20 protein-coding genes and 2 pseudogenes are annotated in these 24,313 nt (G+C 66.1%); 8 read left to right on the top strand and 14 right to left on the bottom strand.

Going from position 1 to position 24,313, the window contains the following annotated elements:
• Nucleotides 1–63 precede the first annotated feature (63 nt).
• From AKJ09_RS52680 to AKJ09_RS54685, 5 genes are all read right to left on the bottom strand, one after another.
• Nucleotides 64–390, bottom strand: coding sequence for a hypothetical protein (locus AKJ09_RS52680; protein WP_169927266.1), 327 nt, complete (start codon nucleotides 388–390; stop codon nucleotides 64–66).
• A 292-nt stretch (nucleotides 391–682) separates the two neighbouring features.
• Nucleotides 683–1,345 carry a hypothetical protein gene (locus AKJ09_RS05035; protein WP_146646042.1) on the bottom strand — a complete coding sequence of 221 codons (663 nt, stop codon included), beginning with the start codon at nucleotides 1,343–1,345 and terminating at the stop codon, nucleotides 683–685.
• A gap of 75 nt (nucleotides 1,346–1,420) precedes the next feature.
• Nucleotides 1,421–2,665, bottom strand: coding sequence for a saccharopine dehydrogenase family protein (locus AKJ09_RS05030; RefSeq protein ID WP_205633603.1), 1,245 nt, complete (start codon nucleotides 2,663–2,665; stop codon nucleotides 1,421–1,423).
• Complete coding sequence (locus tag AKJ09_RS05025) at nucleotides 2,662–3,816, bottom strand: helix-turn-helix transcriptional regulator (protein ID WP_146646040.1); 1,155 nt, start codon at nucleotides 3,814–3,816, stop codon at nucleotides 2,662–2,664. The genes AKJ09_RS05030 and AKJ09_RS05025 overlap by 4 nt, the downstream gene beginning before the upstream one ends.
• Before the next feature lie 15 nt (nucleotides 3,817–3,831).
• Nucleotides 3,832–4,413: a hypothetical protein gene (locus tag AKJ09_RS54685; protein ID WP_240488393.1), complete on the bottom strand. Its 582-nt coding sequence runs from the start codon at nucleotides 4,411–4,413 to the stop codon at nucleotides 3,832–3,834.
• Between the two features lie 42 nt (nucleotides 4,414–4,455).
• On the opposite strand from AKJ09_RS54685, the gene AKJ09_RS05015 reads away from it, so the two are divergent.
• Nucleotides 4,456–6,051 carry a thymidine phosphorylase gene (locus tag AKJ09_RS05015; protein WP_146646039.1) on the top strand — a complete coding sequence of 532 codons (1,596 nt, stop codon included), beginning with the start codon at nucleotides 4,456–4,458 and terminating at the stop codon, nucleotides 6,049–6,051.
• A 783-nt stretch (nucleotides 6,052–6,834) separates the two neighbouring features.
• Here the strand turns inward: AKJ09_RS05015 and AKJ09_RS55490 are convergent.
• The 7 genes and pseudogenes from AKJ09_RS55490 to metG form a co-directional block, all read right to left on the bottom strand.
• A pseudogene (locus AKJ09_RS55490) lies at nucleotides 6,835–7,650 on the bottom strand (FAD-linked oxidase C-terminal domain-containing protein); the annotation flags it as partial.
• Nucleotides 7,605–8,483, bottom strand: a pseudogene (locus AKJ09_RS05005) (FAD-binding oxidoreductase); the annotation flags it as partial. The pseudogenes AKJ09_RS05005 and AKJ09_RS55490, both read right to left, overlap by 46 nt.
• Before the next feature lie 225 nt (nucleotides 8,484–8,708).
• Nucleotides 8,709–9,287 (bottom strand): DJ-1/PfpI family protein, encoded by a 579-nt coding sequence (locus tag AKJ09_RS05000; RefSeq protein WP_146646036.1) that lies wholly within the window; start codon nucleotides 9,285–9,287, stop codon nucleotides 8,709–8,711.
• Nucleotides 9,288–9,492: 205 nt separating this feature from the next.
• A complete protein-coding gene (locus AKJ09_RS04995; RefSeq protein ID WP_146646035.1) occupies nucleotides 9,493–9,819 on the bottom strand; it encodes a helix-turn-helix domain-containing protein in 327 nt (108 codons plus the stop codon).
• The gene (locus AKJ09_RS04990; RefSeq protein ID WP_146646034.1) at nucleotides 9,795–11,114 is read right to left on the bottom strand and encodes a sigma-54-dependent Fis family transcriptional regulator; all 1,320 of its coding nucleotides are present in this window, start codon (nucleotides 11,112–11,114) and stop codon (nucleotides 9,795–9,797) included. The genes AKJ09_RS04995 and AKJ09_RS04990 overlap by 25 nt, the downstream gene beginning before the upstream one ends.
• 36 nt (nucleotides 11,115–11,150) lie before the next feature.
• Nucleotides 11,151–11,939 (bottom strand): hypothetical protein, encoded by a 789-nt coding sequence (locus AKJ09_RS04985; RefSeq protein WP_146646033.1) that lies wholly within the window; start codon nucleotides 11,937–11,939, stop codon nucleotides 11,151–11,153.
• A 101-nt stretch (nucleotides 11,940–12,040) separates the two neighbouring features.
• The gene (gene metG / locus AKJ09_RS04980) at nucleotides 12,041–14,065 is read right to left on the bottom strand and encodes a methionine--tRNA ligase (RefSeq protein WP_146646032.1); all 2,025 of its coding nucleotides are present in this window, start codon (nucleotides 14,063–14,065) and stop codon (nucleotides 12,041–12,043) included.
• A gap of 373 nt (nucleotides 14,066–14,438) precedes the next feature.
• On the opposite strand from metG, the gene AKJ09_RS04975 reads away from it, so the two are divergent.
• Together AKJ09_RS04975 and AKJ09_RS04970 are read left to right on the top strand one after the other, a co-directional pair.
• Complete coding sequence (locus AKJ09_RS04975) at nucleotides 14,439–15,311, top strand: DUF2382 domain-containing protein (RefSeq protein WP_146646031.1); 873 nt, start codon at nucleotides 14,439–14,441, stop codon at nucleotides 15,309–15,311.
• 153 nt (nucleotides 15,312–15,464) lie between these two features.
• Entirely contained in the window at nucleotides 15,465–16,289 is an 825-nt protein-coding gene (locus AKJ09_RS04970) for an alpha/beta fold hydrolase (protein ID WP_146646030.1), read from the top strand.
• 242 nt (nucleotides 16,290–16,531) lie between these two features.
• On the opposite strand, the gene AKJ09_RS52675 is transcribed toward AKJ09_RS04970, so the two are convergent.
• On the bottom strand, nucleotides 16,532–16,687 hold the full coding sequence (locus AKJ09_RS52675) for a hypothetical protein (RefSeq protein ID WP_169927265.1): 156 nt from the start codon (nucleotides 16,685–16,687) through the stop codon (nucleotides 16,532–16,534).
• Here AKJ09_RS52675 and AKJ09_RS04965 point away from each other — a divergent pair.
• From AKJ09_RS04965 to AKJ09_RS04950, 4 genes are all read left to right on the top strand, one after another.
• Nucleotides 16,677–17,834, top strand: coding sequence for a serine hydrolase domain-containing protein (locus AKJ09_RS04965; RefSeq protein ID WP_169927264.1), 1,158 nt, complete (start codon nucleotides 16,677–16,679; stop codon nucleotides 17,832–17,834). The two genes, AKJ09_RS52675 and AKJ09_RS04965, sit on opposite strands and share 11 nt — an antisense overlap.
• A gap of 574 nt (nucleotides 17,835–18,408) precedes the next feature.
• Nucleotides 18,409–20,232: a putative bifunctional diguanylate cyclase/phosphodiesterase gene (locus AKJ09_RS54675; RefSeq protein ID WP_240488392.1), complete on the top strand. Its 1,824-nt coding sequence runs from the start codon at nucleotides 18,409–18,411 to the stop codon at nucleotides 20,230–20,232.
• 83 nt (nucleotides 20,233–20,315) lie between these two features.
• Nucleotides 20,316–21,872, top strand: coding sequence for a sensor histidine kinase (locus tag AKJ09_RS04955; RefSeq protein WP_240488932.1), 1,557 nt, complete (start codon nucleotides 20,316–20,318; stop codon nucleotides 21,870–21,872).
• On the top strand, nucleotides 21,869–22,294 hold the full coding sequence (locus AKJ09_RS04950) for a response regulator (RefSeq protein ID WP_146646026.1): 426 nt from the start codon (nucleotides 21,869–21,871) through the stop codon (nucleotides 22,292–22,294). The genes AKJ09_RS04955 and AKJ09_RS04950 overlap by 4 nt, the downstream gene beginning before the upstream one ends.
• Nucleotides 22,295–22,323: 29 nt before the next feature.
• Here the strand turns inward: AKJ09_RS04950 and AKJ09_RS04945 are convergent, their stop codons facing one another.
• Nucleotides 22,324–23,313: a hypothetical protein gene (locus AKJ09_RS04945; RefSeq protein ID WP_146646025.1), complete on the bottom strand. Its 990-nt coding sequence runs from the start codon at nucleotides 23,311–23,313 to the stop codon at nucleotides 22,324–22,326.
• 437 nt (nucleotides 23,314–23,750) lie between these two features.
• Between AKJ09_RS04945 and AKJ09_RS04940 the strand changes: the two genes are divergently transcribed.
• Nucleotides 23,751–24,281 (top strand): hypothetical protein, encoded by a 531-nt coding sequence (locus AKJ09_RS04940; RefSeq protein WP_146646024.1) that lies wholly within the window; start codon nucleotides 23,751–23,753, stop codon nucleotides 24,279–24,281.
• The last annotated feature ends 32 nt before the right edge of the window (nucleotides 24,282–24,313 follow it).

Below are 24,313 nucleotides of genomic sequence, written 5' to 3'. Positions count from 1 at the left end.
GCCTATTGGGCCCGTTTTGCGATGCGAAGGCGCGGTCCGGCGGCGCGGCACGCCGTCCACCCTCTACTTGGTGCCGAGCCCGCAGCCTTGCTGTTTTGTGCACTGCGAGGTGGTGAGATCGCTACAGCGGGACGGGGTTCCGGTGCAGCCGCCCGACCAGGAGCAGCCGGTCAGCCGGTTGCAATCGGATTCGGAGCTCACCTTGCACCAGTGCGGATCGGGCAGGCACTGGCTCTTGTCGAAGTCGAACACGCACTGCGCGCGGACCGAGCAGACCATCGGGTCGAACGTGGAGCACCCGGTCGCTGCGCCCGAGCACATCGGTGTCGCCCAGCTGCAACCCCGCTGGGCATTGCATTCGTTGCTCGTGCCGATGGCCGCGCAGGCCACCGCCGTCCCTTTGCAGACCTGCGTCGATGGCGCTCCGGAGTCGTCGGTGGATGGCTCGCCGCCCCCGCGTCGCTCGTCCCCGGATCGCTCGGATCGCCTGGATTGCTCGGATTCCCGCCATTTTCTGGGTCGCTCGGGTCGCTCTCGCCGGTGGTCGATGCAGACCCGGACCCCGGCGACTGCGCGTCCGGCTTCGACGCCACCGTGTCGTAGTCGAAGTCCGCCCCGACGAGCCCGGCGCACGCTGCCGTCTCGAGGCCGAGCAGACCGAAGGCCAAAAGCGCGAGGCGATTCATGGCCACTGGCATCCAACCTGCTGCGAGCAGGCGACGTCATCGGTGATGTCTTCGCACGCCGTGGCCGTTCCCGAGCACCCGCCGAAGAGCGCGCATCCCGAAGCGCTCTCGCATTGCGAGCGCGTGGAGCCCACGCAATAGCCCGTGGCGGGTTGGCAGGTGGAGGTCGTGAAGTCGGTCGCGCAGCCTGCGGTGGACTGGCAGGCGACATTGGTTTTGATGCTCGTGCAGTTGAACGTGAGCCGGCAAACGGGCGTGCTCCAGGAGCAGCCCGTCTGCCTCAAGCACGAGGACTTGTCCTCGAGAGTCTCGCACGAGGTGACGGTGCCCTGGCAGCTGCCGGGATCGTTGGGCCCGCTGCTGGAGTCCTGGCCGGCGTCTTTGCTGGGCCCGCCATCTTTCGCTCCGGTGCCTTTGCCGCCGTCGGACGAAGTTCCGCTTCCAGGTTCCTCACCGGTCTCGTCCGTCGATGGATCGTCGGAGCCGGGATCCTGACCGCCGTCCGAAGTTCCTTCACTTCGATGCGCCGTGGTGTTCCAGCCATCGAAGTCGGCGCCGACGAGGTCTCCGCAGCCCGCGATCGGCATCGCCGCCAGCGTGCACGCGAGGATCCCCGTCCGAAGGCGACTCTTGGGTGGCGACGAGCGGCGAACGGACATGACCTTCGTGGGAAGGACGCCGCCTGCGCGCGCTTGTCGCGAACTATTTCGAAGTTGCGCCGCGTTCGCGGCTCTCTAGCGAGCCTCGACCGTCAACGTCAGCCCAGCCCGCTGGAGACGTGACACGAGTAGACTCCCCATCGCCGAGGCGGGGGTGAGCACGCCGGAACGCTTGGGCAGCTGCGCGGTGTCCTCGAGGAGGCACAGCGCCGATTCGCCCAGCATCTTGGCGGTTTCGGTGTAGCCCGGATCGGCGTTGCCGGCGACCTTGCTCGCGAGCCGCAGCGCAGGCGCCCCGTCCTTCGCGGTTGTTTCCCCGAGTACGCGCACCTCGAACGAGCCCCGTTCGCGCTGTTCCTTCGTCGGGCCCTCACCGGGTTTCGGCAGGACCTTCTTCGAGAGAAGGCCGCGCGTCGTTCCGTTCGAGGCAGCCACCATGATGCCGGCCAATCCTGCCGTCATGGCCGTCGCCATCGCGAGGCCCTTCGGGCCGGATGGAAAGCTCATCGACTCGTCGTAACGAAAGCCGGCTCCATAACCGAGGAGCACCGCCGAGCGCCGGACCACGCGCGTGTTGATGGCGGACATCACGAAGGGCGCGGTCCATGCGTGGAGATCGCGATCGAAGCGAACGCCGTGCTGATCACGTACGCCGTTGCGAGGGCGATTCGGATCGGGATCGAGCGCGTAGGGATTGCCGAGGAGTCGTCGCACGGCGCGATCGTGGCTCGCCTCGTCCATGAGCGCGACCATCGAGGCGATCGTGCCGCCGCTCATTCCACCTTTGACCTTGGTGGCGAAGCCCTTGGCCCAGGCGAGGTTCCGTCCCTCGGTCAGCGCTCTCTCCCAGAGCATGAAGACGCCGAGGTCGAACGGAATCGAGTCGAAGCCGCAGGCATGCACGATGCGCGCGCCCGACGCCTCGGCATTCGCCTCGTTGTCGTCGATCGACGTGCGGATGAAGGTTACCTCGCCGGTGATGTCGCAATAGTGCGTGCCGTGCGTCGCGCACGCCGAGACGAGCTTGCGTCCGTACTTCGCGAACGGCCCGACCGTGCTGATGATCACGGACGTACGCGGGACGAGTGCGTCGAGCGACGCTTGGTCCATCGCGTCGGCGAGGAAAATGGGCAGGTCCGCGAGGGCCGGCTCGAGCGCCGCGAGTCGTTTACGGACGCTCTCGAGCTTGGCTTCGTTTCGGCCGGCAAGCGCCCAGCGCAGGCGCGAACGCGTGGGCGCCCTCGCCAGGTATTCCGCCACGAGCTGGCCGGTGAAGCCGGTCGCTCCGAACAGCACTACGTCGAAATCACGTTTCGTCATCGGTATCGATTTCGCGCCCGTTCGAGGATGCCTGCAATGCGGCTGACGATCTCCGGTGGCTCCACGACACGTGCCGCGTCGCCAAACGCGAGGGTCCAGCCCAGGATGGCATCTACGTTGACCAGCGGAAGCGACACGCGTACGCGGCCGTCGGGGGAGGTCGCGAGCTTCTGATCGCGATGCAGCTTCTTCGCGCGAATCTCGTCGGCCACGCGGGCGTCGAACTCGATGATGACGCGGGCCTTGCTCGCGCGCGTACCGATGCCGAACTCGCCGTGAACGTAGTCGGCCACATCGAAGCCCGCGGGAAGCTCGAAGTGTTCCGTCTCGCTCGCGCGGATCTCGGTCATGGTCTCGAACGAGACGACGTCGACCTCCTCGTCGGTGCGCGTCTTGGCTGGCACGCCCGTTCGACCGGCGCTCTTGGCGCCGAGCGCCACGATCGACCCCTTTTGCACGACGAGGGCGTAGGGATGAAACACGATGCGGTCGGCACGCGGCTCACCCGCACGCGTACGAGGCCGGAAGCGGATCACGCGGAGGTCGGCGACGGCACGAAAGAGCTCGTCGAGATCTTCGCCGCGGGCCGCATAGCTGCGGGAGACCGGCGGCAGCCAGAAGAAGCGCGATTCGAGGCCTCGTTCGCCCGAAATTTCGGCCTTTCCGGAGGCTCGGAACGGCGTCTTGGCGACCTGTTCGATGGCGTTGAGCGCGAGATCGACCTCGTCGAAGAGCGCCGAGCCTTTCAGCACCTCGAGCCCGCGACGCATCGCGAGAATGGCGAAGGCCTGGGAACGCCGGAGCGGCACCGCGCGTCCACGCTCGCTCGGCTTGATGCGCCAGAGGTGCGCACCGCCCGGGGCGATGGAGATTGATTCGAGCTCGGTCACGCCGTCGAGCTCGCGCAGGTAGCGACGCACCGAGCGTTGCGTCATGCGCAACGTGACCGACAGCTCCTCGAGCGTGAGGCCGCGCGGCGCGGCTTCCAGGAGCTCACGCAGCTTGTCGATGCGCCGGTGCTGCGTGAAGCGACCCTGCGGTCGACCCACGCGCGGCGTCTTCGTCTTGGTCTTGGCCGTCCGCGGAGCAGGGAGAAGATCCGTCGTGGAGGTGCGCGGAGCCGGAATCTGCGTGGGAAAGTTGGTGGTCATCCGAGGGCGCCCTCCTCAGATTTTCCGTCCGCGCATCTCGGTCTTGTACTTCTGCTTGTACTGGTCGTGGCAGCCTCGGCACGAGGCCTTCGCAGCGCTCATGTCGCCGTCGCGCGCGGCCTTGGCGCCGTCCTTCGAAATCGATGCCCAGTTCGTGTAACCGGGGGGCGCGAACGTGGCGATCTTGTCGAGCGCGGTGGCGAGTGCCGGCAGATCGTTCGAAGCGATGGCGGGGTTCGTGTTCACCTTCATCCAGGCCTGCAGCGGGCAGTCCGGTTGGGGCTTGGTCCCGCAATTCGCCACTTCGGCCGAACCGCTGGCGGCGGGCTGGGCCTTTCCGGCGTCCTTGGTGGCTTCCTTCGTGGTGGGCGCGGCGGCGACGGCATTTCCGGCGTCGGTCTCTTCGACGTTCGCGTTCGCGGCAGGCGCGGTCGCAGTCGCAGAGACGGCCGCGCTCGCGCTAGCAGGCGCCGCTGCGGATGCCGCCGGCTTGTCCGCTTCGGGCGCGCCACCGCTCTCGGACTTCGAGCAGGCGACGGCGCCGAGCGAGAGCCCCAGGGCAACGGAGACCGAGAGAAGACCGTGGCGTACGAACATGGCCCGCAGCTTACAACGAGCGGCTGGGGTATGGTGTCCGGGATGGAGCGTACCCTCGTGGAGCTGCTCGCGGCGAAGCGCGACGGCCTGACCCTCACGGAAGACGAAATTCGGCGGCTTTTGTCCTCGTTCGGGGACGGAACGATGACCGACTACCAGATGGCTGCCTTCCTCATGGCCGTCTTCTTCCGCGGTCTCGACGATGCCGAGACGGTCGCGCTCACCGAAGCGATGCTCCATTCGGGCAGCGTCCTCGATCTCGGCGGCGTCCCCGGCATCAAGGTCGACAAGCACTCGACGGGCGGTGTTGGCGACAAGGTATCCATCTGCCTTGCTCCGCTCGTGGCGGCGTGTGGCGTTCCGGTGCCGATGGTCAGTGGTCGTGGACTCGGTCACACGGGCGGAACGCTCGACAAGCTCGAGGCGATTCCGGGCTTCCGCACCGACGTTCCCGTGACCGACTTCGCCCGCATCGTTCGCGACGTGGGCACGTGCATGATCGGTCAGACGAAGGAGATCGCCCCGGCCGACAAGCGCATTTACGCGCTTCGTGACGTCACCGCGACGGTCGAGTCGATTCCCCTCATCGTCGCCTCGATTCTGTCGAAGAAGCTCGCCGAGGGGATCGACGGCCTCGTGCTCGACGTGAAGGTCGGGCGCGGTGCGTTCATGAAAGACGAAGCCTCGGCCCGGAAGCTCGCCGACAAGCTCGTGCGCGTCGGAACGCGCGCCGGCAAGAAGGTCGTCGCGGTGCTCACGCGCATGGACACGCCGCTCGGCCTGGCCGTCGGCAACGCCAACGAAACACGCGAAGCGCTCGAAGTGCTGCACGGCAAGGGCCCGGCCGATCTCGTCGATTGCACCCTGGTGCTCGGCGCCGAGATGCTCGTGCTCGGCGGCCAGGCGAAGGACATCGAAGAGGGCACGAAGAAGCTTCGCGAGGCCATCGCCAAGGGTTCGGCCGTCCGCGTGATGGAGAAGATGGTCGAAGCGCAGGGTGGAGATCCGCGCGTGGTCGCCGAGCCTTCTCGTCTCGAGACGGCGAAGGTGATCGTCGACGTCGAAGCCCCGATGAACGGCCACGTCGTCGAGCTCGACGCGCTCGCTATCGGCCTCGCGGGCGTGGCGATGGGCGCCGGGCGAACGCGCGCCGATCAGAAGGTCGACCCGGCCGTCGGCATCGAGCTTCTCGCGAAGCCTGGCGATGCCGTGGAGAAGGGCCAGGCTGTCGCGCGCCTGCACGTGCGCACGAAGGAAGCCGGCGAGGCCATTCTCGATCGCGTGTCCGTCGCGTTCTCCTACGGCGACAAGCCGTTCGAGCCGAGCCCCTCGTCGTCGATCGCATCACCGCGGGGTGACGTCGGGGCGACTCGCCTCTTCGACGAGATAGAGGAGCGACACGTAGGGCTCGCCGACGGCTTGGCTGAGCCCGATCTCGCACGTCAGGTTGCTCGAGTAGTGCGCATCGCACGCGAGCGACCGAACCTCTTTCTGCTCGGCGTACGTTGCGGCTGCGGTCAGCTCCGGAAGGAGCAGGCCTCGGTCGCCGGCCATGCCGCAGCATCCGAGATCGATGGGCACGTGCGTCTCGGTCGCGGAGAGATCAGCGACCTCTTTCATCGCGGGCGCGAGTCCTAGCTTGCGCGCGGAGCACGTGGGATGGAGCGCGACGCTCCGATCGAGTCGTCGCATGGGCAAGCGCTTCACGAGCACGTCGCGCGCGAAGACCACCGAGTCGACGACGCGCATGCGCGAGAGTCGATCGCGGTGCTCCTCGTCGAGCAACGACGATGATGTCGTGATCGCGTAGAGGCACGAGGTGGCGTCGATGACCACATCGAGCCGCCCTTCCTCGCTGTAGCGCCACATCGCGTCGACGAGGCGCTCGAGCATCGCGGCGTGCGCCTCGGTGAAGCCTTTCGAGCCGAAGGGAAGCCCGCAGCAGTTGCCGGCGAGGTCCGAAGGAACGCGCACGGCAACGCCTGCGCGATCGCAGAGCGTCACGAACGTCTCGGGCAGCGAGCGCTCTTTGCCCTGCGGCAGGCCCATGATGCGCGAGAGGCACGATGGAACGTAGACGCATTCGGGCGCGTCGGGCTCGCGCGATGGCGACGCGTGGTTCGCGACGCGTGGAATGGTGGACGTCCAGGAGGGAAGCCGCTTTCCGAGGAGCGACGACGCCACCTTGCCGAGCGCGTCGAGCGTGCCCTGGCCTAGCGTCGCTTCGACGACGTGACCGAGGCGCACCGAGAGACGCATCACGTGCTCGAGTGCCGACGAATGATCGGCCAGCCAGAGCGCGAGCGAGTTCGCGCCGCTCGCATGGCTCTCGTGGCGGAGGCGCTTCATGAGCACGCCCGTGTCGATCGACACGGGACATGCGGTGGCACACATGCCGTCGGCCGCGCACGACTCGATGCCTTCGTAGGCATAGTCGGCAATCAGCGCGTCGCGCCGAGCCTGCTGCTCCGGCTCCTTTGCGAGACGCGCCACCTCGCGGCGAACGACGATGCGCTGGCGCGGCGTGAGCGTGACGCGACGACTCGGACAGTCCGGCTCGCAGAAACCGCACTCGATGCAGCGATCGACCTCGGCGTCGACCGGGGGCAGCGCCTTCAGGTTGGTGACGTGAGCGCGGGGATCGTCGTCGAGGATGACACCCGGATTCAGGATGCCGTCCGGATCGAGCAGCGCTTTGAGCTCGCGCATGATGGCATACGCGGGCTCGCCCCACTCGGCCTCCACGAACGGAGCCACGTTGCGCCCGGTGCCGTGCTCGGCCTTCAGCGAGCCGTCGTACGCGAGGACCACGTCGGCGAGAGCGCCCATGAAGCGCTCGTAGCGGGCGATCTCGGTCTCGGTCGAGAACGACTGCTTGAGCACGAAGTGGCAGTTGCCGTCTTTCGCGTGGCCGAACAGGATCGCGTCGTCGTAGCCGTGCTCGGAGAAGAGCAGGCGAAGCCGCGCGAAGGCATCGGCCTGTCGTGACGGAGGGAAGGCGACGTCTTCGATGATGACCGCTTCGCCCGAACGCTTCGTTGCGCCGACCGCAGGGAAGAGGCCCTTGCGAATCTTCCAAAGGCTCGCGCGCTGCTTGGGTCGGTCGTGAAGCTGGCCGGCTCCGTGGTGGGCTGCGCGACGACGACGGCATCGACGAGGGGCGACTCCGCGCGCAGCTCGCTTTCCGTCTCGTAGCCGTACTCGACGAGCAGCGCGGCGGCACCACTGCCGAGCCACTTCGTATTGGTGAGCAAGCTCGGTGGCACGGTGCGCAGGCACGCATCGTCCATGAACTCCACGGCGCGAGCGCCTGCGCGGGCCAGTGCAGGTACCGAGGCGAACGCATCGGCGGCGTTCGCGAAGAAGAGGAGGCCGGTGCGCTTGAACGGCAGCTCGGGGATCGTCCGCAGCACCGCCTCGGCCACGTAGCCCAGCGTGCCCTCGGAGCCGATCATCAGATGCGCGAGGATCTGCGCGGGAGTGTCGTGATCGACGAGCGCGTTGAGCGAGTAGCCGGTGGTGTTCTTGATGCGGTACTTCGCGCGGATCCGTGCCTCCAGCTCGGGATCGGCGAGGATGCGCGCGCGGAGAGCCAAGAGCTTCTCGTGCACGTGAGGTGCATCGTGCTCGAGCTTCGCGTCGGCATCGGGGCGCGACGTGTCCAACACCACGCCGGAAGGCAGCACGAGGCGCATCGAAGCGAGCGTGTGATACGCGTTGTGCTCGACGCCGCAGCACATGCCGCTCGCGTTGTTGGCGAGGATGCCGCCCATCATGCAGGCGTCGATCGACGCCGGATCGGGGCCGATGCGACGCCCGAACGAGGCGAGCGTGGCGTTCACGCGCCCGCCGATCGCGCTAGGGCCGACGCGCACGTGTCGGCCGCCCTCTTCCACGTCGATGCGTGATGGGTACTTCGACGTATCGACGAGAATGCCGTCGGTGACCGCCTGCCCCGACAGGCTGGTTCCACCGGCGCGGAAGGTGAGCGGGATCCGGTGCTCGCGAGCGATGCGGAAGAGTGCGGGAACCTCTTCCTCGCTCGCGAGCTGAACGACGGCGCGCGGCACGAGCCGGTAGAAGCTCGCGTCGCTCGCGTAGGCGACGACGTCGATGGGGCGAGCGAGAACGCGTGACGGGGACGAGGCCCTTTCGAGGGCTTCGAGCAGCGCATCGCGCGATGCGCGTTCGCGCGAGGGCTTCGGCTTTCGCCGGAGCTCGACCAGTGCATGCTGTCCGTTCGCGCTGCCGTCCGCGCTCACCTTGCTCCTTCTTTCACCCCTCGACGCGATTCGTTACGAGCTGATCTTGGTGCCGAGCAGCGTGAGGTACTGCGAGAGCCACGCCACGTGCGCCGGCCATGCGGGCGCAGTGACGAAGTTACCGTCGGTGATGGCGCCGTCGATCGGAATGTCGGCGTATTCGCCACCGGCGAGGCGAACCTCGTGCGCCACGGCGGGATAGGCCGAGATGCGGCGGCCCTTGATGACCTCGGCCGCCGTGAGCACCTGCGCTCCATGGCAGACGGCGGCGATCGGCTTGTTCGCGCTCGCGAAGTGGCGGACCATCTCGAGAACGCGACGCTCCATGCGGATGTACTCGGGCGCGCGACCACCGACGATGACGAGGCCGTCGTAGTCCTCGGCGTTCACGTCGGCGAACGTCGCGTTCAGCACGAAGTCGTGGCCGCGCTTCTCGGAGTACGTCTGATCACCTTCGAAGTCGTGGATAGCCGTCCTGATCTTGTCGCCAGCCTTCTTGTTCGGGCAGACGGCGTGGACGGTGTGCCCGGCGATCTGCAGAGCCTGGAACGGGACCATCGTCTCGTAGTCTTCGGCGTAGTCGCCGCACAGCATGAGGAGCTTCTTGCCCATGGTGATCGCCTCCGGGAAGGATAGGACGGCGCGTCACCCGCGACGTTCTTGGTCGCGGGGACGGCGCGTTCATCGCCCCCAGTGCACCCTCCGTGCCGCCCCACGATTTTCGGGAATCATCGGGCTCTGGAGCGGGGCAGTGGAGCGTTTCGAAACACGTGTCTCGGCGAGTTTCGGTCACGTGTAGCGAGCTCCCGAGACAGGCTCAGTCGCGCGCGAAGGCGCCGAGGCGGTGCCTCTTCAACATGCGATACAGCGTGCTTCGCGCAACGCCGAGCTCGCGTGCGGCTTGCGCCATGTTTCCGTCGGCGCGTGCGAGGGCTTTGCGAAGCGCATCGCGTTCGGCATCGTGAAGGCCGGAGCTCGCCTCCGAAGCCGTGGTCTCCGACGCTACGCCCATCTCGAGTGGGCTCTGCATCGGAGGAAGATGTTCGGCGCGGACGAGGCGCGCGCTCGAGCTGCCTGCCTTCCCGCCCGACGCGACCAGGGCGTATTGCAGCGCCATTTTCAGCTCGCGAACGTTGCCGGCCATGGCCTTCGGCCGATCTCCTCGAGCGCGCTGGTGTGGAGCGTGGCACTGCCCTTCCGAAGACCGAGCTCGGACGCGAGGTCGACGAAGAGCGACGCGGCCAGTTCTTTCACGTCCGAGCGCGCGCGAACGGCGGGCAAGCCGAGCGTGACGCCCTGGATTCGGTAGAAGAGGTCTTTGCGGAACGTGCCTTCGCGCACGAGCTTGGGCAAATCGCGGCACGTGGCCGACACGAGCCGGAAGTCCGAGCGACGTTCGCGCGGCTCGCCCACGCGCGAGTAGCTGCCGTCTTCGAGCACGCGCAGGAGCATGGCCTGCAGCGCGGGCGACATCTCGGCGATCTCGTCGAGAAAGAGCGTGCCGCTTTGCGCGGCGCCGATGCGCCCTCCGTGTCCACTCTCGCGCGCGCCGGTGAAGGCCCCTGGCGCGTACCCGAAGAGCTCGCTCGCGAGCAGGCTCTCCGGCATCGCCCCGCAATTGACGACGACGAACGGCCCGCGCGCCCGATCGCTCGAACGATGGATGGCGCGCGCCATGAGCTCCTTGCCGGTTCCGGTTTCGGCGAGGAGCAAGACGGGGAGAGGCGACGCCGCGAACTGTGCCGCGCGCTGGCAGGCATCCACGAGCACCGGATCGCTCCCGAGGATGCGCGCGAACGGCTCTTCGGGCAGGCCCATCTCGCGCGCGCGATGCGAGCGTGCTGCGCCGAGCTTCGCGAGCTCCGACTCGAGCAACGCAGCCAATGCCTGCACCGTCACGCCGAGCAGCGGGTCGGCCCTCTCGATGGACACGGTTGCGTCGAGCACGCCGATGATGCGGCCGTTCTCACCGCGCAGCGGCGCGGCATAACAGGCGAGGCCGTGGCCGCCGACGTCGTAGTGTGCGCGCCCCATCACGGCGACGGCTGTCTGCTCGGTGAGCGCGACGCCGATCGCGTTCGTGCCGCGTGCGCCTTCGCTCCAGCGCGTTCCTTCGCTGACCGCGCGGGCCACGTGCTCGGGCAGCACTTCGGTACCGATGCTCGCGACGATGACGCCGCCTTCGTCCGCGAGGAGCAGTGCGCAACCGCGGCGACGGAGCTCGGCGCCGACGTCTTCGAGGAGCGCCGAACGCGCGAGCACTCCTGCAGCACGCGTTCGGCGCTGCGCGAGCTCGTCGGTCGTGACGATGTCGGGATCGCCCACGGGCGTGCGTCGCCATCGCGTGAGGACCGGATGCCCGTCGTCGTCTCGCTCGTCGAGCTCGCCGGAGCGGAATCGCTGCCAGACGTCGATGTCGGGTTCGAGCAAGGTCAGCATCGGTCGAGCTTTCGGATTGGGCGCGGGGCTAGCCAATCATAGCGCGCCGAAGCGACTCGTCTCGTAGGCCGCGAAGAGGATGGCCCCTGCCAACGCGGCGAGCGGAATCGTTGCCAATTTGGGCGCGATTCCTTCACGGGTGAAGGCGTTCGCCGCGCGCCCCGTGACGCCGAGGCCGAGCAACGCGACGAAGACCGGCATCAAGTAGGGCAAGAGGAGCGCGCCGTCGGGAGGCGCCGAATTCTCACCGGTCGAGGCCAGGGCGACGGTCACCATCGCGAGCGCCATCAAGAGGAGGACGGCGGCCGAAGCTACGAACGCCCACGATCGCGGGCGAAGGCGCACGCCGAGAAAGCCGAGCGCGATCGCGAGCGCCAAGGTCACGAGCGAGACGACGGCGCTCGTCGTCATCGACGTTCCGTCGAACGCGTGAGGCAGGTGCGCCATCGGCGAAAACCCACCGCCCTTGTGCGCGTAGCGAACGAGTCCGAAGGCGGCGCCGCCCGTGACCACGAGCGCGAGGAGGGGCCCGATCACCTTTACGAGCAGCGATGGTTCGTAGACCTCGATCGCGTGTTTCCGCTGCGCATCGAGACGTCGATGCGTGACCTCGAGGCCGCTCGACGCTCGCGGAGACAAGTCACCGTGCTTGGACACCGGGCCCGATGCCGGAGCGCCCGAGTAATGACTCGACGACGCGGGACCGGTGAAGTCCCGCTCGATATGCATGTCGAAGTCGTCGTCTTGCGGGCTGAAGTCGATGCCGTGCGCCGGAGCGGCTGCAGGTGCAGGCGTCGGCTTCGCTGGCTGCGCGACAGCCCCCATCGTCCCCGACGCTCGACGTACTGGGACCACCAGATCCGGTATGTCGAGCGTTGGGGTGTCCCCCCGTCCTTTTCTGCCATTCGATCCGAGAATAGCGACTTTTACTTCAGCCGCACTCCCGGTGCAGCGTCGCCTTCGACGGTGGCCAGGCGAAGGTCTTCGGACGGACCGCTTGCCAGGAGCATACCGTGCGACACCAGCTTCTCCTTGCCCTTGCCGAAGTCGGCCGAGCCGAAGTCGCGGGGAGCGAGGTTGCTGACCACGATCACCTTCCGTCCGACGAGCTGGTCGGGTTGGAAGGAGAGAGCGAGCCCCGCCACGATGGTGCGCGGCGTCTCTTCTCCGAGATCGACGGTGAGCCGGAGAAGCTTGTCCTTCTTCGGGACCTTCTCACATGTCTTCACGAGTCCGACACGGAGGTCGACCTTCGCGAAGTCCTCGTACGTGATGGTCGCGCTCTCGGCCTCGCCCGCCTGCGCCGCAGGTGCCGCGCCGGGCTTCTCGGCCTTGTTCGCCGGTGCGGCGGCTTCGGCGGCGGCCTCTTCGACCTTCGGGACGAGGCGCTCGAGAACTGCCTTCGTTCCGTCCTTGTCGAACGTCTGGAAGAGCGCACCCGAGGGCGCGAGCGGCTTGCCGGCCTGGAGGGCTCCTCCGAGCTCGCTCGGGAAGACGTCTTTGCCTTCGGCCGGGGCGATCGGCGGCAGACCGAGCTGCGCGCGCATCGCGTCGCTCTTCTTCGGCATCGCCGGCCAGATCGCGGCCGACAGTGCCGCGAGCGCCTCGAGGAGAACGGCGAGCTGCGTGCCGGTGTGCGCCGGATCCGTCTTCACGCTGGCCCAAGGAGCCGCGCGATCGACGTACGTGTTGGCTGCCGAGCTGAGGGCGAACGTCGCCTCGAGCGCGCGATGCGGCTCGAGATCGAGCCATGCCTGGCGCGCCGTCGCGAGCTCGTTCTTCGCGAGCGCGAAGAACTCGTCTTCGAGGGGCGTGAACTTCCCGAGCGTCGGCACCTTGCCCTCCATGAGCTTGGTGCAGAGACCGAGGACGCGCGACAGCAGGTTGCCGAGGTTCTTGCCGAGGTCGGCGTTGTAACGCTCGATGAGCGCGGCGTGATCGAAGTCGCCGTCTTGCCCGAACGCAATGGCGCGGAGCAGGTGATAGCGAAGAACGTCGGGCCCGAGCTCGGCGGCGATCTTGAGCGGGTCGACCGCGTTGCGGAGCGACTTCGACATCTTGTGACCGTCGATGGTCAAGAAGCCGTGCGCGAAGACGACGTCGGGGATCTCCTCTTCCTTGTATCCTGCACTGAGCAGGAACGCGGGCCAGAAGATGGCGTGGAAGCGGAGGATGTCTTTGCCGACGAGGTGGACGACCTTCGCGTTCGGCGCCCAGAAATTCGCCTTGTCGCCGTCGCCGAGGGCGCTGCGGTAGTTCGCGAGCGCGTCGAACCAGACGTACATGACGTGCTTCGGGTTGCCCGGGACGGGGATGCCCCACGAGAAGCTCGTGCGCGAAACCGACAGATCCTTGAGTCCGCTCTGCACGAACGAGATGACCTCGTTCTTGCGCGACTCGGGCTGGATGAAGTCGGGATGGCGCGCGTAGAAATCGAGCAGGGGCTTTTCCCACTTCGAGAGCTTGAAGAAGTACGTCTCCTCCTTCACGCGCTCGACGGGCTTCTTGTGGATCGGGCAGAGGTTGCCGGGTTGCTCGAGTTCCTTCTCCGTCTTGAAGGACTCGCAACCGACGCAGTACCAGTCCTCGTAGGTGTCGAGGTAAAGGTCGCCCTTCGCTTCGATCGTCTTCCAGAGCTCGGCGACCCACGCCTCGTGATCGGGATCGGTCGTGCGGATGAAGCGGTCGGCGACGACCTCGAGCTTCGGCCACGCCTCGCGGAACCGCTCGCTGATCTTGTCGGTGAAGGCCTTGGGGTCGAGTCCTGCTTCCTTCGCCTGACGTTCGATCTTGAGGCCGTGCTCGTCCGTGCCGGTGAGCATGAAGGTCTCGTCGCCCGTGAGCTGGTGGAAGCGGCGGAGCGCGTCCGCGACGATCGTGGTGTACGCGGTGCCGAGATGAGGCACGTCGTTCACGTAGTAGATCGGAGTCGTGACGTAGAAGCGTCCCATGGGGGACCGGGGTTTAGCACGACGCTCGGTCGAATTGGACGGGATCCCCTGGAATTCGCTTGGATCCGGACCGATTCGAGCTCCGCCGCGGGCGTTTTCGAGGGGCTCAGGGCCTGGCTCGCGCGTCGGGCCGGCTTGCGCCTCGTCGTCGCTACCGAGGCAATGCGCGCACGTGGGGCGCGCACGTGGGGCCTCCGTGTCCGCGATGACGTGAGCTCCCTTCGTTTCTCGAGAGCAGCCGCGTGCAACGTATCCCGACCGGCACGTGCGATGCAGCGTCGCCGAGGCACGCCCTGCCTGAGGCGAACGACGGCCGGCTTGCCGTGCGCGACTGCCCCGGCAGAGGGACGCGTCCTCACACAGGAGTCAATCGATGAGCACTCAATCCTTTCGTAACGAGAAGCCGATGCAGGGGTTGGACGAGAATCTCGATCTCTACGAAGAGGAGCTCTCTGCCGAAAAACATCTGCACGACCATGGAGAAGTACGGCTCAAGAAAAGGGTCGTGACGACCCAGAAGGAGATCACCGTTCCTGTCATGCACGAGGAGGTGATGGTCGAACGCATTCAGTACACTCAGCCGATACGCGAACCGATGAAGGTGACCACGTCGGACTTCGACGAGATTCGCGTGCCCCTCTGCGAAGAAGAAGTGACCGCCGAGAAGTACACGCGCCCGCTCGGGGAGGTGCGCATCCACAAGCGGATCGTGACGACGCAGAAGCAGATCACCGTTCCGGTGATGCACGAGGAGGTTCGCGTCGAGCGCGTGCCCGCGATCGATCGCAATGCCATGGAATACTCCGATGCTATGTTCGTGGAGAGCACGCAGGTCATTCCGCTCCACGACGAAGAAGTCGAGATTCACAAGTTCCCCGTGATTCGCGAGGGGGTTCGCCTGAGGAAGGCCTCGTTCCAGGAGGACCGCACGGCGACGGCCGACCTTCGCAAGGAGGAGCTCGACGTCGAAGAGATCGGTGCTCAGGACGGCGCCTGGAAGGAGAGCCGAGAGCGCACCTTCAGCGAGGACACGCAGGTCATTCCGCTTTACGAGGAAGAGATCGAGATTCGCAAATATCCGGTCATGCGCGAGGAGGTCCGCGTGAATCGCGCGGCGCTGCAAGAGGACCGCATCGCCACGACCGAGACGCTTCGCGAGGAGCTCGACGTCGAACAACCGGAAGGGCTCACCGAGCGTCATCGCGGCGGAAACGGCGCGGGCGGTTCGAACGGGCAGCTGTCCTGAAGTCGGCGTTCACGTCGCGACGAGGTCGAGCGCGTCACGAGACGTGTTCGGCCTCGCTTTCGTTTCGGAGGACCGAGTTCGTCGCGGCGGCGCTCGTCAGGACGCACGGACTTTGCGTTCGGTCAGGGCGAACCCGGAAAGGAGAGCCGAACGATGAGTACGGTCCAGACCAAAGACGGTACGAACATCTATTACCGTGATTGGGGCGAAGGGCAGCCGATCGTCTTCTCTCACGGCTGGCCCCTCATGGGAGACGCGTGGGAGGCGCAGCTCCTCTTCTTCGGGCAGAAAGGCTACCGCGTCATTGCCCACGATCGGCGCGGCCATGGCCATTCCGACCAGACCTGGCTCGGCAACGATATGGATACGTATGCCGACGATCTGGCCGCGGTCATGGACAAGCTCGATCTCAAGAATGCCATTCTCGTTGGTCACTCGACGGGGGGCGGCGAGGTCGCGCGTTACATCGGTCGTCACGGTACGAAGCGGCTCTCGAAGGCGGTGCTCCTCGGCGCCGTTCCGCCCATCATGTTGAAGAGCTCCACGAACCCCGAGGGAACGGCGCTCGAGGTGTTCGATGGTCTTCGCAAGGGCGTCGCGGGTGACCGCTCGCAGTTCTTCGAGGACCTCAGCATGCCGTTTTATGGGTTCAACAAACCAGGCGCCAAGATCTCGCAAGGTATCCGCGACTCGTTCTGGCTCCAAGGCATGATGTCGAGCATCAAGGCTTCGTACGATTGCATCAAGCAGTTCTCGGAGACCGACTTCACCGAGGACCTGAAGCACTTCGACATCCCCGCGCTCGTCGCGGCGGGCGACGCCGACCAGATCGTCCCCATCGGTGCAGCCGCTTTGAAGTCGGCGAAACTGATCAAGGATGCCACCCTCAAGGTGTATCCCGGCCAACCGCACGGTCTTGCCCAGACGATTCCCGACCAGTTCAACGCGGACCTTCTGGCCTTCATCCAGAAGAAGTGAAGGAAACGGCGGCGCGAGCTCGAGCACCACCTGCATTGGCCGCCGTGGAGCGTGGCCGAGGAACGATGCCGAGCTCGCGTGGATGCTCCGCGTGGGCGCGGCAATCCGTGACGCGATCGCCAAGCCTGAGCGTGGGCGCGTTCTTCGACATCGCGGATTGGATCGCGACGTTCGGCTCCTGCGGACGAAGCGCCTGACGGGTTGACGTTCGAGACGACCCGATCGGCGACGTGGGACTGATGCTAAGGTGGCCCCGAAGACGGCCCGAAGGTGGTTGCCTGCGGGGCGCAAATCTCGAACACGCGCCCCATGGCTTGGTCAGCCCCGCCAAAAACGTCGAGCATGTCGATCATGTCGACCGTGCCGAGCTCGTTGAGCACGTCGACCGTGTCGGTCACGCGCGTCACGTCGAGCGCGCCGCCCATAAGCCTTCGGCTGCTCTCGTTTCTGATCGTAGCGTTCTGCGGCCTGGCGAACACCGGATGCCTGTACGCGCGCGTCTTTTACTACAACATGCCGTCGCTCTCGGCGCCAAGCTACTTCGAAAGCCGAGAGGTCCCCGCGTCGCCGGCCCCCGAGCCGCTGAAGAATGCCGACAGCGAGTTTACCTTCGCTCTCGAGCGGGCGGAGCTCGAGAAGTACGCGAACCTCGAAGATCTCCTCGCGAAGAACGAGACGCGCGCGTTCCTGGTCCTCAAGAACGATCGCGTGGTCTACGAGCGCTACTTCGGCGACGTGAATGCGAACACCGAGCTGCCGTCGTTCTCGATGAGCAAGACCGTAGCGGCGCTCCTCGTGGGGTGCGCGATCCAGGACGGCATCATCGCCTCGGTCGACGATCCTCTCGTCGCGTACGCACCCGAGACGCGGCAGAAGAAGGGCTACGACCGCATCAAGATCGAGCATCTGCTCCGGATGACGTCGGGCCTCGACTTCGGCGAGGAGTCGGCCGCTGCCGCGTATCTCTACTACTCGCACGACCTCCCTTCGCGCACGTACGACTACGACGTGAAGTGGGAGCCGGGCAGCCACTATCTCTATGGCAGCATCAGCACGCAGATTCTCTGGGACGTGATTCACCGCCAGCTCCGCGGTGCGACCGTCTCGCACTACTTCCAGCGGCGCGTCTGGGGCCCGCTCGGCGCGCAGCATGCGGCGAGCTGGTCATTGGACAGCCCATCGAGCGGCGTCGAGAAGTTCTTCGGTGGCTTCAACGCGACACTGCGCGACCACGCGCGCTTCGGCCTCCTGTTCCTCCACGGCGGCACGTTCCAAGGTCGGTCGGTGCTGCCGGAGGCCTGGGTGCGTGAAGCGGTCTCGCCGGATCCGATCGCCGGCACCGTGCACACGACGGACGGCTGGGTGCGTCGCGCCAAGTACCAGTGGTTCTTGACCCTCGATGGTCGTGCCTATTTCGCAAAGGGCTTTCGCGGCCAATACATCTTCGTGATTCCCTCGAAGGACATGGTGATTGTCCGTTTCGGCGAGGGATACGGCACGATCGACTGGACGTCGCTGTTCCTTCGAATGTCCGAAGAAACCTGACCGCCTCTCGTCCGGCCGCGGCGCACGAATCTTGCGATGCGCGTGACCGACATCGGAGCCGCAGCGCTTCGATGCCGACTCGAGGACGAGGGATCGCGAGGTTGGGTCGCAGTGGATGCACCGCGACCTCGCGTGCCGTCCATGGCTCGTATCCAGATTCTGGATTCCGGACGGTTCGAGGCCATTCGAGCGAACGTGCGTTCGGGATCAAATGTGCCGGGATCGTATCGGTACAAGCGTTGCTTCGATCGAATGGCGCCTTGCCGTCCCGTGATGGGGGACGCGCGAAGCTTCGATGCGTGAATCCGTCGTTCCTCGCGGAAGCACATTCGAACTTCGATGGTCTCCCATCCGCGTCGGAACACGTCTTGGGTAAAAGACGCGTCCGCGTCCAGGCAATCTGCCGTTCGACGTTCGCATTCTGCGTCCGGCACCACACCGCATGAAGAAACACGTTTCGCCCTATCCTTCGACGGCCTTCTCCGTCACGAACGAATCGCCGCCGAGATCGGCGAACGTTCGACGCGAACATGCGATCGCATCCGTCGTCGCGAGACCTTGGCGGAAAGAAGCGATGTCGGCTGCGATCGGCAAAGCACTCGACGTGCCGACCGTACGTCCTTCGCGCCCCTCTGTGGCCTCGGGCCCACAAGACGTTGCCATCGACGGTTCCGCCGCAATTCTTCTCCTCGAAGACAATCCAGGCGACGCGACGCTCGTTCAGAAACATCTCTCGCGATCTCTTCTCGGTACGCATCCGGTCACGCGCGTGGCCTACCTGCGAGAGGCCATCGAAGCCTTGCGCCAAGGCAAGTTCTTCGTCGTCATCACGGATCTCTGGCTGCCGGATGCGACCGGGCTCGAAGCCGTTCGCGGTCTTGCCGCCGCCGCTCCGAGTGTTCCGCTCATCGTCTTGAGTGGAAGCGGCGACGAAGCGATTGCCGTCGAAGCCGTCAAACTCGGCGCGCAGGACTACCTGCTGAAGCAGCGCCTCAATCGGTACGATCTCGAACGCGCCGTCCGCTATGCGATCGAGCGGAAGAGAACCGAGCAGCGTCTCGTGCAGCTCGCGCACATCGACACGTTGACCGGCCTCGCGAACCGCGCCTGCATCTGGGACAAGATCGAGCACGCGGTTTCGAGGCTCGCCCGGTCCGGTGGTCAGCTCATGCTTCTGGACCTCGATCACTTCAAAGCCGTGAACGACGGTCTCGGGCACGACGCGGGCGACGAGCTCCTGAGGCAGGTCAGCCAGCGCATGCTCGCGTGCGTTCGCCAATGCGACACCGTCGCGCGGCTCGGCGGAGACGAATTCGCCATCCTCCTCGAAGACGTCACCGACCTGCGCGCGTCGTTGAGGGTCGCTTCGCGACTCGTCGAAGCGCTCGCCGAGCCGATCGCGCTCCGTGACGCCGAAGTCGCCATCGTCGGCAGTCTCGGAGTCGCGCAGTGCAGCACACCCGGGACCAGCGTCGAACAGCTGCTCAAGGCCGCCGACCTCGCCATGTATCGCGCGAAGGAAGGCGGTGGGAATACCTATTACGTGTACGACGGCGAGGAGCCGGCGCCCGAAACGCAACGACCGCTCGTCGCCGCGAGCCTCCGGCGCGGTCTCGAGACGCGCGCGTTCCACCTGCACTACCAGCCTCAAGTCGACTTGCGTACGGGGCGTCTGATCGGCGTCGAGGCGCTTCTTCGTTGGCGACGTCCGGACGGGAGCCTCGCCGCTCCGAGCGACTTCATCACCGTCCTCGAAGAGACGGGCCTCATCGGCCCCGTCGGTGCGTGGGCGATTCGCGATGCCTGCGCTCGTCTGCGTGAATGGCGCGCCATGAGCGGCACGGACCTTCGTGTCGCCGTGAATCTGTCGGCGAGGCAATTCAAAGAAGGACATGCGCTGGTGCGCGTCATCGGCGACGTGCTCGATGAAGTCGGCCTTCCTCCGAGCGCCCTCGAATTGGAGATCACCGAGTCGCTTCTCATGCGCGACACACTCGAAACGACACGGACGCTCTCCGCTCTGAAATCGCTCGGCGTGCGCATTGCGATCGACGACTTCGGAACGGGGTATTCATCGCTCGCCTACTTGCGCAAGTTCAGTGTCCACGTGCTCAAGGTGGATCGGTCGTTCGTCGAGGCCTGCGCGACGAGGGAGGGAAAGGCGGTCGCAGGAGCCATCATCGATCTCGGCCATCGGTTGGGCCTCGAGGTCGTTGCCGAGGGCGTGGAGACGGTGCAGCAGCTCGCGTGCATGCGACGCGAGCGATGCGACATCGTGCAGGGATATCTGTTCGCGCGACCGAGTGCCGATCCGCCGCGTGCGCTCACCGAGGAGGGCCGAGAAGAAGTTCGTCGGATCCTCGAAAGCGATGCAGGCGCGGATGGAACGTCGAAGTAAGATCGAGCTCGGGGGACGTCGTGACCGCTCAAGCGAACGAGGCCGGCAGCTTCGATGGTGAAGGTGACTCCGCCACGCGGAAGATGCGCGCGCGGATCGATGAGCTCGAAGAGCACGTGCATCTGCTGAAGGGCGATCTCGCTCGTCGCAAGCAAGTCATCGCTCAGCTCTCCGCGAGCATCGGTTGTTCGGACGACGCCATCATCGACGAAGGGCTCGACGGCACAGTGCGCTTCTTCAGCCTCGGCGCCGAGCGGATGTTCGGATACTGCGCTGCCGAGATTCTCGGCCAGGACGCCTGCGTGCTCCTCGTCCCCGAACACCGGCGGGAGGGAGCCGTCTTCGCGCGGCGAGACGTGATGCAGGGAGGCGCGATCGAGCGGCTGAAAACCCAGCGCGTCAACCGCGCCGGGAAGGTCTTCGACGTCCTGCAGACCTCGACCCCGGTGCGCAGCGAGGCCGGTGAAGTCGTCTCTGTCACCTCGCTCTTGCGCGACGTGAGCTATGCGGAACACCTCGAGGAGCGCTTCCGGCTGGCCGTCGACGCTTCGCACGCAGGGATGCTGCTCGTCGACGAGAGCGGGCGCATCCAGATGGTCAATCGCGAAATGGAACGTCTCCTCGCGTACACGCGTTCCGAGATGCTGGCGCTGACCGTCGACGCGCTCGTCCCACGGTTCGCAAGCTCGCATCGTTCGTTCCGAGGTGGTTTCTTGAAGTCGCCGGAGGCGCGCTCGATGGGCCGCGGACGCGACCTCTTTGCGGTGCGCAAGGACGGCACCGAGGTTCCCGTCGAGATCGGCCTCACGCCTCTCACGGTCGAGCACCAGCGCATGATGTTGGCCTCCGTCGTCGATCTCTCGGAGCGCAAGGCCGGCGAGCGCCATCTCCGCGAGGCGCACGAGCAACTCGAGAGGCGTGTCGATGAGCGAACGCGCGCGCTCAAACGGTCGAACGCCGACCTCGAGCAATTTGCCTACGCCGCCTCGCACGACCTGCAGGAGCCGCTCCGCATGGTCACGAGCTACATGGACTTGCTGGCCGAGGAGTATGGCGGACAGTTGAGCGAAGAGGCGGATACGTACATCCGATTCGCCATCGACGGCGCGCGACGCATGCAGGAGCTCTTGAACGCGCTCCTTGCCTATTCCCGTATCGATAGCAAAGACGGCGCGCTCGTCGAAACCGATACCGAGCAGTGTGCGAACGATGCATTGAAGGACCTCGAGGTCGCCGCGAGCGCCGCGCAGGCGCGATTCGTATTCGAAGGTTTGCCGGTGGTCATGGCGAACCCGGCGCACTTCCGCCAGCTCCTCCAGAATCTGTTCTCGAACGCGATTCGATTCTGCAGCGGGCGCCCGCCGCGCGTTCACGTGTCGGCGAAGCGCGTCGAGGAGCGGTGGCTCTTTTCGGTTCGTGACAATGGGATCGGCATCGAGCCGGATCACTTCGAAATCGTTTTCGAGATGTTCAAACGTCTGCATGCCATTGGCGAGTATCCGGGCACCGGCATCGGGCTCGCGCTCTGCAAACGGATCGTGGAGCGGATGGGGGGCTCCATCTGGGTCGAGTCGCAAGTGGGGGAGGGGTCGACTTTCAGCTTCACCATTCCAGTGAAGCGAGCCGTCGAGGTGACATGATTGGCGACTTGCTTTTGGTCGAAGACAATCCAGGTGACGTGGTCCTCATCAAGAAGGCCATCGAACGAGTCAACTTCGCCAGAACCCTCCACGTCGCGGGTGACGGTGAAGCCGCGTTACGCTTCTTTCGGCGTGAAGCGGAGTATGCCGGTGCACGCCGGCCCGATCTCGTCTTGATGGACCTCAACCTGCCGAGAAAGGATGGTCGTCAGGTACTCGCCGAGGTGAAGTCGGATCCGGTGTTGCGCTCGATACCCGTCGTGGTCCTCACCAGCTCGGATGCTCCTGCGGACGTACGAAGAGCCTACGATCTCCACGCCAACTCCGTCGTGACGAAGCCGCTCAACCTACGCGCCCTGCAGTCGCTGCTCAGCGACTTGCTCGGGTACTGGTGCGACGTCGTCAAGTTGCCGCCTCAGTGAAGTGGGCGGTCTTGCGCACGGTTTTGCACTTAAGCGAGCGAGCCGCGTCGCTCGGGCGGCGGACGGGAGGGCGGCTCGATGGCGATGCGCGCAGCGAGCGGAGCGTCGTCGAGCACGCGGCGGACGGCGAGCATGAACGGTCGGTCGATGGCGACGCGAACTTCGCGTGCCGGAGGCGACTCGGCGGGGGCTTGGAGCAGGCGAAGGTCGCGCGTGAGGGCTCGGCCGAGCTTTCCGTTCGCCTCGCGATGCGCGTTCGCTTCACGCGGCACAATCGACGCGGGCATCGGCGCGACCAGCACGACCTCCGCAGCCCCCTGGCGGATCCACGTGGCTTGGTAGAGGGCCGCTGCCTGCCCGGTCGACTCGTGGAACATGAGTGGGCGCCATTCGAGCTGGCTCGTCAGATCGAACGAACGATCGCCCACGGCGAGCGTTGCTCGGTCGAGCGCAATTGGAGCGCGTCGACCGTCGCTCGCGAAGACGCGTCCGAGTGCGTCTTGATCGCGCTCGCCCACGAAGCGAACCAGCGATGCCGCCTCCGAAGAACTGAGCGCCGCGTCGTGCGCGATGCCGTCGACGAGATCGAGATCGGCGAGAACGGCGATGCGCGACAGGAGCTCGTCGTCGGTCTCCGAGCGAGCATCGATGCGCGCGGGCACGTAACGAGTCTGCGTGGGGCTGGTGAACGCGAGCAGCCCGGTCGGACGTCCGTACGAAGCAAGGAGCGCGACGCCGAACGGCGCATCCCACCGGAGGATGCTCTTCGTCCCGTCTTGCGTGACGCGCGTGAGCCCCTCGTCGTCAGCCTCGACGTAGGCCTCGGTGGTGCGCGTCGAGGGCCGGCGGAACGACGCTGCGACCCACGCGAGAGACGCGAGTCCGACGAGCCCGAGCGTCGCGCGCACGAGCAGCGGCACGGCGGGCAGAAGTGCGAGCCCGAGAGCCGCGATGCCGCTCCCCGCGATCGCGATGCGCAGCCACAGTCGTCTCTGCGCAGGCGCGTGCGCAAGAACCAAGGGCCAACGCTGGAGGGTCGAAAAAGGCCGACGCATTCCGAGTTTGCCCCAACTTGCGCGAATTGCGCGACTTGCCGAGGGCCGGGACGACCGGCAGGACAGCGACTAGAGACTGGAGCGTCGTGCTCCGACTCCGGACCAGAAGAAACTAGCACCGAGATCCTGACGCCGCCCCGGCAAAGCAGGTCTCCGGATTCCATTGGGAGGCGAAGGTGCGAGGGAGTGTGGCGACCCTGCGGGCACTTCGAGAATGCAGGCGAAATCGGTGGTGCGCCGAGACCCGCTCGAGACAGCCGACCATGGCCTCCTGGTCCTCGAGCTACTCGTGCGCGTGCGGAGCTCAACGCCACGAAAGTCTCATCGAACGTCTCTTTTCGCACCGGCTAGCGCCCGTGTCGCACGTCGTGTACACCTCTTTTTCCTGGCGGGAGGCCTCTATGCGCACGCGATTCTTGATCCTTGGTGTCTCGGCTCTGTTCCTGACCACGGGCGTTGCCATCGTGGCGTGCGGCGGTAGCGAGGACACCCCGCCGGCCAACAACGTGGACGCGGGCGACGAGACCCCCATCACCTCCAAGCCGACGGACGGCGGCGGCGACGCCGACGCGGGCCACGACAGCGGCGCCGAGTGCGATACGAGCAAAAACTTCCTCGACAGCATTCCTGACGCGTCCCTCGCCGACGGCGCCACGACGTCGGGCGAGTGCATGAGGTGCCTTCAGAACTCCTGCAACTCGACGCTGAAGAAGTGCAACGGCGATTGCAACTGCCGCGAAGTCGTGTCGGAGGCGCTCCAGTGCTTCCTCGGTGGCAAGGGCGACATGATGAGCTGCGCGATGTCCTCGGACACCGCGCCGTCGAGCGCGACTCAGTCGGTCGGCCTCCAGATCGTTGGGTGCGTGCAGAGCAACTGCCGCAAGGAGTGCGCGGTCGACCAACTCTTCGACGCCGGCCCCGACGCCAAGTGAAGAGCGTGCGCGGGGCCGGGATGTCCGGCCCT

The sequence above is a fragment of the Labilithrix luteola genome (genome assembly GCF_001263205.1).
Taxonomy (GTDB): domain Bacteria; phylum Myxococcota_A; class Polyangia; order Polyangiales; family Polyangiaceae; genus Labilithrix; species Labilithrix luteola.
The sequence above is the reverse complement of the archived record's forward strand: the minus strand, read 5'-3'. Positions and strand labels throughout refer to the sequence as shown.